Source organism: Marisediminitalea aggregata (assembly GCF_900129565.1).
GTDB classification, from domain to species: Bacteria; Pseudomonadota; Gammaproteobacteria; order Enterobacterales; family Alteromonadaceae; genus Alteromonas; species Alteromonas aggregata.
Genome location: NZ_FQWD01000002.1, coordinates 292,541 through 304,879, shown reverse-complemented (window position 1 = coordinate 304,879; position 12,339 = coordinate 292,541). Strand labels below are relative to the sequence as shown.

Below are 12,339 nucleotides of genomic sequence, written 5' to 3'. Positions count from 1 at the left end.
GTTGTTAGCGCTGCACCATCACTGCATTAGTGAAGAACTGGTAGTGATGCTGTTCAGGTTGAATACTTCTGCCAAACCATCTTACCGCCACATGTGAGCCGCGTGGCGGTAAAGGGACGGTGAAAACATAAGGGTTCTTACCTGTTTCCGGGTAGAAGGTCCGTGTATCAACACCCTGGTCGGTGATGATGACCGCAGTGACTTCATCCAATGACGTGGCGAAGCCTTGCCAGTCTTTTGCAGCTAAATTTACGGTCAGGCGAGCCTGCAGGCCTGTTTGGCTGGTCGACAGGGTGTCGCCGGCATTGGCCAGCACTTTACCGTTGCTATCTTCCAGCGTAGCAGATAAAGCGTCAACAAATTTGCCATGTTGTGCCCAGAAGTGGCCTCGCTTGAACCCTGCCATTATATGACGAGGTGATTTGCTCGTCGCCCGTACATGCGTCGTTGAGAATTCACAAGGCCAATAATCCATATTGTCGTTATGGAAGTCAGACGGAGCCCTGGCGGCATAAATCTGACGTCCGCTCATCAGCAGGGCATCCCAGTCTTTACCCACAACCGCAATGGCAGGGTCCCAGCCATGTCGGGTTTTGAATTTAAAGCTGTAGGAGCCGTTGTCATCACCGCGCTTTTTCTGATGCCCTGGTGAACCAGAAAAGCCAATAACATAGGGGCTCTGTTGCAACCAGTTTTCCATATCGTGCTGATTTTCGCCTTCTGAGGCGTCCTTTCGGCTGGGATGGTTGTAAATAATTACCGGTGAATCTGACTGCCCGGCGTACTGTTGATTCAACCATTGCATGGCCGCAGAAGCATCAATATCAACGGGCGTTGATTTGCCATAATGGTCGAATTGATCCCTGAATGCCGACAGCATTGCGGGCGTTTGGTCATTCTGAGGCAGCAGTACAGTGACGTGCTCACGGCCTGCAAATGGCGGGATATTCCATTCGAGGCCCGCCATGATCGATAAATTTGGATTGGCATTGGCTGCTTTCCCAACATCTTGCCAGAAGGTGTCCGACAACACTTGTTTGAGATTTTGATCGCCGTGGTCGGTAATGGCAATCGCATCACAGCCGAAGGCACTGGCCTGTTCAGCAATTTGAACGACACTGTACACGCCGTCGGAATAACGGGTATGAATATGCGTGTCGACCTGATACCACTGCTGACTAACGGTAATGTCACTTTGATTGAGTGCTACATCGGCATTGACTGCCGGCGCGCGGCGGTAGGCGGTACTTGTTTCATCACTGTACAGCGGCAATGCTGCTATGCGTCCGTCAATAGTATTTTCCATCGCCAGGTAGCGCTCATCGCTCTCACTGCCAAATGTGCGCTGAAACGCAGTTTCACTGAACCCTTCAGGCAGGTCGTGTAACAGTGGAATAAACAGGTTTTCATCCTTGCTGCCAGCCAGTATAGCCTGTACCCGGCGCGCATTGTCTTCAGATGAAATGGCAAAGTCGGCCAGCTCTACACCGGATTTATCGGCAGTTAAGTCACGAAAGCTGTACCCAGAGCCCCCTTGTGCCGTATCCATGACTTCCTTTAACTTACCAATATTCACGCTAAGCTGCTTTTCACTTGCCAGTCGCAATGCCACGGAAAAGAAGAAGTGTAATCGCAAGTCCATGCGATTTCTGAGTACAAACTTCTCTGGCAGCATCAGGCTATAGTCAACCGGCATGGCCACTATACGTGCAAATTCTGGTGCACCGAGTGTCATCGTCAGTGCCCACAATGCAGCAATATTCTCGTCTACCGGGTCTTCGGTTATAGAACGCGACTGCGCGAACAAGAACGTTTTGCCGACTAATTCAGCGGTATTATCTGACCGGGTGGCATGCGATTGGATATAGTCGAGATAGAGCGTGATAGTTTCTGTGTCGGCGCTATCGAGTTGTCGCAGCTCTTGTATTACTTTAAAGGTATCGGTGATTCTGTCTTCAACAGAGGCCTTCAGGTTGCCCGGCTTGTGGAAATTGATAACCAGTTTATCGTTACCTAATTGGGCATTTGCGAGGATGTTGTTAAAGGTTAACAGGGCTTCTTCGCCGAAAAATACGCGGGCGATACCTTTAAACAGGTATTCAACCATGATACCCGGCAACGGCAGGCTGCCCAGTCGGCATTGATTGAATTCCAGTTTGCCTTCAAGATTTGGGACCAGCATACATTGTGCATTTAAATACACTGCGCCAGGGATAGTGGTAATGCTGGTGGCCATCAATATACCCATGGCACTGCTGTTGAGTCTCAGCTGCACGGCGGGTACGGTATAGCTCACTGTGTCGGAGATTGCCGTGAGCTGCTCGTTAGTCACTGCAATCGTGGCCTGTTCTTTGGCCGACATAAGTGGCTTGATGATTCTGGCTGCGCCAGCCCGCGCTTGTGCAGCCTGTGAAGGGGTTAAATCACTTGTTGGCAGTACCAGCGGTGAGATTGAAAAAATGAGGATCAGCAGCGCAGAGATAATCGTGTATTTAACAACACGGCGCTTGTGCCAAAAACGCTTTTTCTGAGGGTGAGGAGTGGCCTCTGTTGTCATTGTTCTGTCTCACTTACTGCTCATCGGGGCGATTTTTACCTTACTGCATAACTGTAGTATAAATCTTGCGAAATGACTGACACATTGCTGCCACCGTAAATAGGGCGTTGAAGCGAGCAAGGCTGGCCTGCTGATATTGGTGATAGGTGTCCGTATCGTTTACCAGGGTATGCATGGCGTCAGCAAATTCGCGTTGTTCGTCGTTGCCGGTCACCAGGCCATTTTGCTGGTCTGCAATAACCTCTGCGTTTCCACCGGCATCTGTCACGACACAAGGCTTGCCCAAAGACATCGCCTCAAGCAAGGTCATGGATGTCCCTTCGCTGAATGACGACAGCAGGAAAATATCCATGATCGAAAGATATTGGGCGGGTTGTGGCTGGTATCCGGTCAGCACCACATGGTCACTGATAGCCAGTTCTTTGATGAACGTCTCGATGTCGGCGCGCATTTCACCGTCGCCAACGATAACAAGCTTTGCATCTTTGCCTGCGTCGAGTACGTCTTTAAACGCGCGCAGCATCATCAGGTGGTTTTTGATTGGGTCGAATCGGGCGATGGTACCAAACACAGTTTGTGAGGCGGCAATACCCAACTCCGCTTTCAAAGCCTGTTGGGTTTCTTCAGGCACCGGCTCAACTGCTTTTATTCCGTTGTAAATCACCTCGATATTTCTGGCCGACAGATTTTCGTGGGTCACCAGCGCTTGTTTAGTGGCAGATGAGATGGCGGTGGTCGCGTCGGTTAACCACGCAAGCACCGGGTTGATAAGCTTTCGCTTCCAGGTGCCAAAATCCGGGTAAAAACGACCGTGCTCGGTAAAAATGACTTTGGTTTTCAGGCCTGCCGCTGCTAACACACCGTATACCCAGGGGGTGTACTGGTGGCAATGAATGATATCGATATTGTGCTCGCGGAGGTGTTGTCGAATAGCCTTAATAAGCCCGCGATCAAATCCAGGTTGCCTTGCCACAGTGGTAATGGGAATGCCCGCATTGGCTAAGTCTTCACCCCATGGTCCCAGTGGTGCTTCGATACAGAATATAGACATCTTAAACGCCGGATCATCAAACCCTTCTATCAGGTTTTTAACTACCATTTCGGTGCCGCCAATTCGCATATCATAGGTGATATGCATGACATTGATTGCCTTACTCACGCTGCTTTCTCTGTGCTGACCATATAACGCTGATACCACATTTCAAACATCAGCAAGCTCCACAGCACGGTACCGTGCTGATGGCTGCCTGATTGGTGTTCATTCCACAATTGCTGAATCGCACTGGCGTTAAAATAGCGAAGTAATCCGGCGTCTGAGGAAAACAGGTAGCGTTCAGCAATGGCTTTAATTTCCTCACGCAACCATTGATCCAGCGGCACAGAAAAGCCCATTTTCTTGCGATACAGGATGTCGTCGGGTAGCAGTGGCTTAAATGCTTCTTTGAGGATATGTTTTTTCTCGCCGTCTTTAAATTTAAATGCCGACGGCACGGTGGCCGCGAATTCAATGACATCGCGGTCTAAAATAGGGGCGCGCACTTCCAGTGAGTGGGCCATACTCATGCGATCTACTTTGACCAGGATGCCGCCGGGCAAATAGGTTTTCATATCGGTATACAAAATACGCGATAAGTGGTCGGGGCCATTGGCTTGCTCATACGCTTCCAAGGTGATTTTGCTGGGGTGGTACTCGCCCAGCCTGGCAGCAAAATCCGGCGCCACAAGCTGTTGCCACTGGCGGTCGTCAATTTGAGAGTTGGTCAGATAAAAGCCCATGGCGGGGTCACAGGATAGACTGTCACACAGTGATTTTACTTTTTTCAATACCGAGATGCCGGAACCCGCGACCAGGTTGGCGACTTTCGGCAAAATGCGCTTTCTTACCCATGCCGGTACTTTGTTACGCAGGTTGTTTTCGATGGCATCAATACTGTATTTCTCATAGCCCGCAAACACTTCATCGCCGCCGTCACCGGCAATCGCTACGGTCACTTCCTGACGCGCAAGCTTAGAGACGAAGTATGTAGGCACCAGCGAGGGATCGGCAAACGGTTCATCGAAAAAGCTGACAATGTGTTCGAGGTTATCGCTGACATTGTCGTGCACAATAAACTCATGGTGTTCAGTGTGGTACTGATCAGCCACGGTTTTCGCAAATTCGGTTTCATTAAAGCGCTTTTCGTCGAAGCCAATAGAACAGGTTTTCACAGGCTTGTCAGACTGCTGAGCCATCATTGCTACGACACCACTGGAATCTACGCCGCCACTCAGGAACGCGCCCAGTGGTACGTCTGCAATCATTCGTTGGCGCGTGCAATGGGCTGTTAAATCCCGCAGTTCGTTAGTGAGGTCTGCTTCAGTGCGTTCACTGACTTTGCTGAAATCTACATCCCAATATGGCTGACAAACGAGCTCACCGTCTTTATACAGCATGTAATGGGCAGGCGGACATTTGTGCACACCTTTGAAAATGGTTTTCGGATCAGGAACATACTGGTAGGCAAAAAAGTCGTAAACTGCATCGTCGCGAATTTCCCGTTCAACAAACGGGACGGGCAACAACGCCTTAATTTCTGACGCAAAGGCCAGTTTGCCTTCTTCATAGGTGTAATAAAGCGGCTTTTTGCCCATGCGGTCTCTGGCCAGAAACAGTGACTTTTCCTGTTTGTCCCATATGGCAAACGCAAACATCCCGTTTAACTCAGACAGGCAGTCTTTGCCATGTTTGGCGTAAAGCGCCAGAATCACTTCAGTATCGGTATGTGTAGAGAAAACATGCCCTTCTGCTTCTAACGCCGCACGGCTTTCAAGAAAGTTATAAATTTCACCGTTGAAGACGATGACATAGCGGCCGTCTTTACTGAACATGGGCTGGTTGCCCGCTGCCGATAGATCCAGAATGCTAAGGCGGCGGTGGCACAAGCCCACATGGTCATCGAGGTAGGTGCCACCGGCATCCGGACCACGATGCAAAATGGCTTGTCCCATGGTAGTCAGTAACGACTCATCTCCGGGTTCGAATTGATAACGACTAAATCCTGCAATGCCGCACATAAGGCTCTCCCGATTTATAAACTAATGTAACGCCGAATAGCTGAGCCAATGGCGACCGTGAATCCCAACGGTAGTTTCGGCCACACGTTTTCTGCAAGCTGCCTGACGGCGCCTGGTGGGCCGGTTTCAACAGCCTGTGGCTGGTGGGCAGTTGAAGACCCATCGTGCCAGTTAAGCGGGTAGGGCAACGCTCCCCACTGTGTTTTAAACTTGTAGGTCCCTTCGCCAAAAGACGAGCGCCCGAAGTCGAAGGTTTGCATGCCAGCGTCAGTCACATTCGCCAGCAGCGACCAATACAGCATCATATTCGGGGCCAGGCGATTGTATTGCGGCAATGTCGACGCCCAGGGGATTGCTGCCACCGTGCCGTTCATAATGACTATGCCGGCTCCAATGGGCGTGGATGCCTGATAGACTACACAGACACGAGCGTTATCACCATAGTGCGCGATTACCGATTCAAACCAGCTGTAAGCATGGGCGGGCGACGCGAGCAATCGCATGTTCTGCTTATACACATCGTAAAAATGAGGTAGTAAAGTGACATGCTCGTTCGGGGTCTCACTGAGCGCCATGGTCAGGCCATTTTTCTCGGCTTTACGGATCTGACTACGCAATTTCGATTTAAAACTACTCATCAGCAGTTCGCTGTTTTCTGGTAACGGCAAGCGCAACACAACCTTCTGCCCAGCTTGCAAAGCTTCAGGGTCTGCCGGTTCATGACTGACATCCCGGTAGTCGCTTTGGCTGCGCAATTTGCCCAGTAGTGAAGCGGTGATTTGGTCGTCGTCACCCAGAGCAAAACCAGTATCACAATAAGGTAAAGCAACCGATTTTGCTGCAGAGAAAGGGCGTTTGAATGCGATACAGGGCAAAACGCCACACACCTGGTGCTGATCATCTTCGGCAATCAGGTACCGCATGGGTTGCTTATACGCATGCTCACACGCCAGTCCCCAGGCAAAACGGTGATAAGGCGTGGCGAGGGGATGAGTTTCTACATAGGCATCCCAGCGCTTCTTGTCTTGTTGCGTTGCGAGTCTGATCTTCATGTTAATACTGCTTGTTGTGCACTGCGGGCATTCAGGAGCTCACAGGCTTCGGTGATCGTACAAAACTCCACGGGCGTAAGGCGCTGTAAGTGTTCAACGGTGGCGCGAATGCGCTGGCAAATAATACTCAGAGAGTTTGTTTCCTCAAAGAAACCGGTCGCACCGTCTATCAGACTGGAGCTGTGCAAATACATGTGGATCACGCGCTGTTGGCGCTTGATAGCAGTGTCGACCAATAAACACAGGTTTTGCTCGTCGTTGAGTTCCGGGCTCAGGTAGATCTTTCTGAGTAAACGCGAATGCCATAATAAACCGATGGTATGAAGTAACTTCATGGGAGCGGTTTCCCCCAGTCGGTGCAGCTTTTCGCTGAATCCGTAGTCCTGGCGGTTAAAGCCTGCGGTTACCGGGATTTCCATAATCTGACGTTGGTGGCCGGGTGATAACGGATCGTTAAAATCCGGCCAATAGGGCGCCAACGGGGAGCCCTCACAAGAAAAGTATTCATTGCGATAAAACGGGTACACACTGGAATCTACTCTGAAACCGCGATCGGCCAGCAAGGTAAGGACTTTGCTGTCGATACCCCAGCGGCCGGTGCGAAAAGAGCGGGGCTGGGTGTTGAACTGTTCAGTCAGCACCCGCATGAGTTCGTCCAGTTTGGCTTCTATTTGCGGCAGGGGCAGATTCACCACATGAGATTCGGCTTCGGTGGTTTGGCCAAAATACGGCGGATTACACCACGGATGCAGGTGAGCGCCAATTTCACAATGGTTGTTCTGACGAGCCTGATTTATCGCCTTTACCGCAAAGGGATTGGCCGCTACTGCGTAATCAACAAAGTAGGTGGGGCGAATACCCAGTTCCTCACAAAATGACTGAAACTCGGGGATGCGCTGAACGTTTTCAACCTTGCAATTGTCTTGAGGGAAAGGCCCATCCCACTGCCATTCTTCTTCAGTATCAATAGTGAGAATAAATATTGTAGAAGCCGGTTGTTGATGAAGCATAGCCATTCCTTAGCGTAGCAAATCCTTAAAAAGCACCATGTATTCGTTGGCCATGCGCTGCGCGGAGAAATGCTCTTCCACGTATGCCTTGGCATTCAGGCCGTATTGTCTGGCTTTGATGGTATCAGATAACATCTCACGCCAATAGCCTTTCAGTGTCTCGCGCTCACCAAGCGGCGCCAGCAGTCCGGTGTCGTTATGTGTGATGAGCTGGTCGATGCCGGGTATCTGGTAGGCCGCGACCGGTGTACCCATCGCGCAGGCTTCCATCAGGCAACGGGGAACGCCTTCCAATGTTGATGTCATTACAAATAAATCAAAGGTTTTGAGCAGCGCTAAACGATCGTCTCTGAAACCAAGGAAGTGAATATCTTGTTTGCTTGCCAGGGTAGTGGCCTTTTCTTCCAGACGCGCTCGGTCGTCACCGTCCCCCAGGAACAGCAACTCAATGGGCATGCCTTCCTGGTGTAAATCGTCAAATATGGTCAGGATATCATCGATGTTTTTACGGCTAATCATTTGGCCAATAAACCCGACCCGCAGCTTCTCGGTTTCAGCAGGAATACTGTCGTCAGTGCGCACCGCTTCAACTTCAGACAAATCGACGCCATTCTGAATATAATGCAGTTTGTCTTTTCGCACGCCTATTCGGTGCATGTCTTTCATGAGTTGCGTCGACAGCGGCACGATGGCGTCACCGTATTTCATGGCCTGACATCCCAGCCAAATAAACGTTCTTAGTTTAATGTCTTTTGCATTTTCAAAGCCATGCGGTGTAACAACGCAAGGGATACCTGCTTTTCTGGCAGCCCAAACGCCGAGGATGTCTGATTTGTATCCGTGGGTGTGAATAATATCGATGTTTTCACGTTTTATGAGTGCAACCAACTTATCGACAACGGAAATATCGAATTTGTGTTTCATCGGTATTTCGAAGGTGTTACCACATTTTTGTTTGAACTGTCTTACCAGTTCCAGATCCCGGGAGTCGTCTTCCAGAGTGGTAGCCAGCAGCGATTCAGTAGTATCGGTGGGTAAATGGCTTGCGAGTGCCAGCACCCACCGCTCCGCACCGTAAAAGCCTGTGGAACAAATGAACTGCAATATTTTTATTTTTTTATTTTTCATACGACGATGTTCCAAAGGTTTTTATGATTCCCCCTAACGTGCCAACTGCGCGGGCGGGAAAGTACACACAATAAAACTTAATCACTTCAATTAATGACGTGTTTGGCCGAACCAGTTTATACAACCGGGTACTATAGGCCAAAACCGGTAAGCCAGCCGCTACCAGGCACAATACCGCAAATAGCGGAAACCCTGCAATAAGACTGACCAGTCCGGCTAATACACATGCCGGGATTGCCAGTGGTACGATAAAACTTGGCCATTCACGCAAAGGAATACGGCGGTCTTTTACCGAGGCCAGATTAGACTGACCTCGCCAGATTTCTTTCTCAAACATGGCGCCTAACTGTTTGTCTTCACCAATGTGTATATATTGCGCCGCGCTGGTATAAAACAGCTCTCCCAGTTGATTTACCTTATCGGTAAAGTAGTAATCTTCGCAAGTGATCAGGTGCTCTGGGAATTGCCCGGCCTGGTAGAAGGTGTCTTTGGCTAACAACAGGTTGCGTCCAGGCAGGAAGTCGACTGCACAGTCTACCTCAGCGTTACTCAGTGCGACCCGAATGTGTTCAAGCGGCGTGGGGGCGTCTGAGGGTATCTGCATCGCGCTGACTAATTTAGTGCCAGGGCGTTCGGTAAGTATCTTCATACAAGCTGTCAGCCAATTGCGAGACAAGTGGATATCGGCATCCAGAAACGCTAAATAGTCGCCGCCAGCAACCTGTGCTCCCCTATTCCTCGACGCGGAAATGGTGTGCTCTGGTTCGGCAAACAACACTTTAAACGGCACGCTGCCGCAGGCCTCCCGCAGTGCTTCGGACACCTCGGTGTTTTGTGAAACCAGAATAATTTCCATGGATGCGACCGGGTATTCCTGCTGCGCAATCGACATCAACGTGTCCTTGAGCATTTCTTCCCGGCCCTTATGAGGAATAACAAATGTCACCGTATTGGCTGTCATTGTAGTTTCCTCCGCAGTGCCGGAATGCGCTTTTGCAGCTGTTGCCATTCGCGTTTCACTGACAGTTTCTTCACCACATGTGAAACGTAATCTGGCCAGCCTTGATCTCGTTGAATGTTCGTTGATAAGACCGCAGATACATCTACCGGATTAGGCTGCGTGTTACTTTCAACGGTATCGATACCGTAATTTTGCATTAACAGCGCCAGGATACGCGTGTAGTGTTTTTCGTCACTTTGGGTGATCGCTTGCACAACATACTGTTTAATTTCTGCGGCTTTAGCGCGATAGCTAACTGCCCGTGTTGCGTCTGCATAGGTCGCAGCAATACACAACACTGCGACTTTGCGCAGGTCCTGGGCCGACCAGGTCTGATTGGGGTATTCCAGAATGTCCGGCTTTTCCAGGTAGGGGTATTCGTTTTCCGCCATCCAGTCTGCGTAATGCAACAGGCAGGCAATTGCATACTGGTAGTCGTGATTTTTGCCAATGTGCTGCTGAATGTCGAGATAGCGGCATACGGCTTGTAAAAACACCGTATAAAACCAGCAGTTTTCAACGTTTGCCAAATCCCGGGTGCCTGCAATGTCGTCGTCAGGTGCAATCGTCTGTTTAATGATATAAGCAACGCGCTGAATATACTGACTGTCATTGGTAATTTCGTAACTGTCCAGCAGCGCCATCATGTAGTTTGCAGTGCCTCTGTCGAGAGGGTACGCACCGCTGGCGATGTCTTTTAAATCGATCCGATAACGGTTTTTATAACTGAGTAACAAACCAAATAAAGTATCGTCGCCCTCGTAGACCGTAGATATCCACTCGGTTAAACCTAACACCGCCTGCTGCGCAGCCTGACAACCGGTTAGAAAGTAATACAGCTGTAAGCCGGTGGTGTAGCAGTGTTGACCACCTGGACCACCGCCGCCCGCGTGGTCCTGATACGCGTTGCCTGTATGGTGTTTTGAGTAGGTTCTGTGCGTAGCCGTCTCGGCGGGCAAATAGTGATCCGTGTGCCAGAATAAACCGCGGTTGTATTCCGGCTTGTCGAGGTCGGTGTGGTAAATATCAATATCGATAACGTGTCGGGCCAAATCGTCAGCCAGCTCACGCCAGCGTTGATCACCAGTGAGCAGCCATTGCTTCAAAAAGCCAAATAGTGGGTCATACTGGTTGTTATAGTGCGACGTAAACAGCGTGTCACCGCTATAACCCGCTGTTTCATGATCGGCGTACAGGTCACCAAAATGTCGCCAGCCGAACTCGTCAATGGCTTCACGCTTGGCAAAAAATGAGTCAGGGCCTTCTACGCCAGCGTTTATCACGGATTGCAGGGGATCGTCCAACAAACGTGCAGACAAGCGGGGAATGACATCGCATTGGCTGATCCATGCAGGGTTAAGCATTGCCTGGGCAATAACCACTGCCGACGCAGATTCAACCTGAATGGTCAGGCTATGTGTTTTCTGCTCGCCAGGCTGAAGCTCTACAGGCGCTTCGGATTCTGATTGAAATAGCGACCAGGAAATTGTGCCGGGCTCTGCGGTCAGTGCAGTAGGAAAATTCTGCCAGAAACGGTCAGGCCTCATGATTACATGGGTATCATCCGCCGACAATCTGGCTGTTGGTACAGGGCGATGTGGCGATGCGTGTTCGCTATCGTCCACTTTCAGCAATGTGGACCCATTTACAATAGATGATGTGCGGTTATGGTTTACGTGATTAGGACTGTTCCAGTTTTCGCCGCCACTGGAACGTTGCCACAGCAGCGCCTGTTCACTGATTGCCATGAAAGGCTGCTCGGGAGAGACTTGTAAGCTGGCTTCTGCATTTTGTTGTGACACTGAAATAGCCAGACTGTCAATTAACAGGCTGCGCTGTTCACCCAGGTCCCATGTGCCGCCATTGTGATCGGCCGGATTTGTATTCGTCAGTGATGTCGTCACCGTAACTATGCCAGTAGAAGGTTGAAATACCAGCCGGGCCCTGAGCTCTACAGGTGCAAAATCGGTCTGCTCTGGGATAAGTGTGTAATCAAGTGACAGGTTGATAAACGCCGGAGCGCCGTCTTGCTGATCGTAGTATTTAGGCTCTACATGCCAGTGTGTTAACTTGCACGCAGTGTGACTGAAAACGCCACGGAATGTATTTTGACATGACAGCGAATAATGCTTTCCAGCAAGGCTGATGTCGCAGTTCAGCAGGGAATCGGTGTGTATTTTACATTGCCAGTTCCGGGTGCTGAGATTAATTAAAGTGGGGCTTTCGCTTGAATCAACATGCTCCTGATTCACAGTAACCGCAGGGGTTTGCATGTGCTCAATATAAAATTGTGCGTCACTGATACCGGACACTGCCGTATGCCCCTGCACGAGGAGCCATTTTATTGAATGATCCGGCCACCAGGCTAGTGGGGTGAATGCGCAATCAACGGCCATGTCATCGCTGCGTTTACATTGCAATGGCTTGTGAACGAAACAGGCCCCCTGAGACATAGGAATACCGATTGAAAAGGACGCTGTGTCCGCTTTATCGGATGCTGGCACACGTAATGAAAAATAATGTTGTGATTGCATGTGT

At 50.2% G+C, this 12,339-nt stretch carries 8 protein-coding genes; all 8 read right to left on the bottom strand.

Going from position 1 to position 12,339, the window contains the following annotated elements; genetic code table 11:
• Positions 1 to 4: 4 nt before the first annotated feature.
• Genes BUB81_RS05450 through BUB81_RS05415 form a run of 8 tightly spaced genes read right to left on the bottom strand, consistent with a single transcriptional unit; the run spans position 5 to position 12,335 of the window.
• A complete protein-coding gene (locus BUB81_RS05450; RefSeq protein ID WP_073319492.1) occupies positions 5 to 2,557 on the bottom strand; it encodes a PHP domain-containing protein in 2,553 nt (850 codons plus the stop codon).
• 40 nt (positions 2,558 to 2,597) lie between these two features.
• Positions 2,598 to 3,716, bottom strand: a complete 1,119-nt coding sequence (locus BUB81_RS05445) for a glycosyltransferase (RefSeq protein WP_342742596.1) — start codon at positions 3,714 to 3,716, stop codon at positions 2,598 to 2,600.
• Positions 3,713 to 5,611, bottom strand: a complete 1,899-nt coding sequence (gene asnB, locus BUB81_RS05440; protein WP_073319487.1) for an asparagine synthase (glutamine-hydrolyzing) — start codon at positions 5,609 to 5,611, stop codon at positions 3,713 to 3,715. The genes BUB81_RS05445 and asnB overlap by 4 nt, the downstream gene beginning before the upstream one ends.
• Before the next feature lie 14 nt (positions 5,612 to 5,625).
• Positions 5,626 to 6,663: a GNAT family N-acetyltransferase gene (locus BUB81_RS05435; protein ID WP_084526249.1), complete on the bottom strand. Its 1,038-nt coding sequence runs from the start codon at positions 6,661 to 6,663 to the stop codon at positions 5,626 to 5,628.
• A complete protein-coding gene (locus BUB81_RS05430) occupies positions 6,660 to 7,673 on the bottom strand; it encodes a polysaccharide deacetylase family protein (RefSeq protein ID WP_073319481.1) in 1,014 nt (337 codons plus the stop codon). Before BUB81_RS05430 ends, BUB81_RS05435 begins: the two co-directional genes overlap by 4 nt.
• A 9-nt stretch (positions 7,674 to 7,682) precedes the next feature.
• Positions 7,683 to 8,801: a glycosyltransferase gene (locus BUB81_RS05425; RefSeq protein ID WP_073319478.1), complete on the bottom strand. Its 1,119-nt coding sequence runs from the start codon at positions 8,799 to 8,801 to the stop codon at positions 7,683 to 7,685.
• Positions 8,791 to 9,762: a glycosyltransferase family 2 protein gene (locus BUB81_RS05420; RefSeq protein WP_073319475.1), complete on the bottom strand. Its 972-nt coding sequence runs from the start codon at positions 9,760 to 9,762 to the stop codon at positions 8,791 to 8,793. Before BUB81_RS05420 ends, BUB81_RS05425 begins: the two co-directional genes overlap by 11 nt.
• Positions 9,759 to 12,335, bottom strand: a complete 2,577-nt coding sequence (locus BUB81_RS05415) for an RIFT barrel domain-containing protein (protein WP_073319472.1) — start codon at positions 12,333 to 12,335, stop codon at positions 9,759 to 9,761. Before BUB81_RS05415 ends, BUB81_RS05420 begins: the two co-directional genes overlap by 4 nt.
• Between the last annotated feature and the right edge of the window lie 4 nt (positions 12,336 to 12,339).

Excerpts from the sequence above, each read along its gene's own strand:
- BUB81_RS05450 (WP_073319492.1), bottom strand. The coding sequence starts at position 2,557 with ATGACAACAGAGGCCACTCCTCACCCTCAGAAAAAGCGTTTTTGGCAC.
- BUB81_RS05430 (WP_073319481.1), bottom strand. The coding sequence starts at position 7,673 with ATGCTTCATCAACAACCGGCTTCTACAATATTTATTCTCACTATTGAT.
- asnB (WP_073319487.1), bottom strand. The coding sequence starts at position 5,611 with ATGTGCGGCATTGCAGGATTTAGTCGTTATCAATTCGAACCCGGAGAT.
- BUB81_RS05420 (WP_073319475.1), bottom strand. The coding sequence starts at position 9,762 with ATGACAGCCAATACGGTGACATTTGTTATTCCTCATAAGGGCCGGGAA.
- BUB81_RS05435 (WP_084526249.1), bottom strand. The coding sequence starts at position 6,663 with ATGAAGATCAGACTCGCAACGCAACAAGACAAGAAGCGCTGGGATGCC.
- BUB81_RS05415 (WP_073319472.1), bottom strand. The coding sequence starts at position 12,335 with ATGCAATCACAACATTATTTTTCATTACGTGTGCCAGCATCCGATAAA.
- BUB81_RS05425 (WP_073319478.1), bottom strand. The coding sequence starts at position 8,801 with ATGAAAAATAAAAAAATAAAAATATTGCAGTTCATTTGTTCCACAGGC.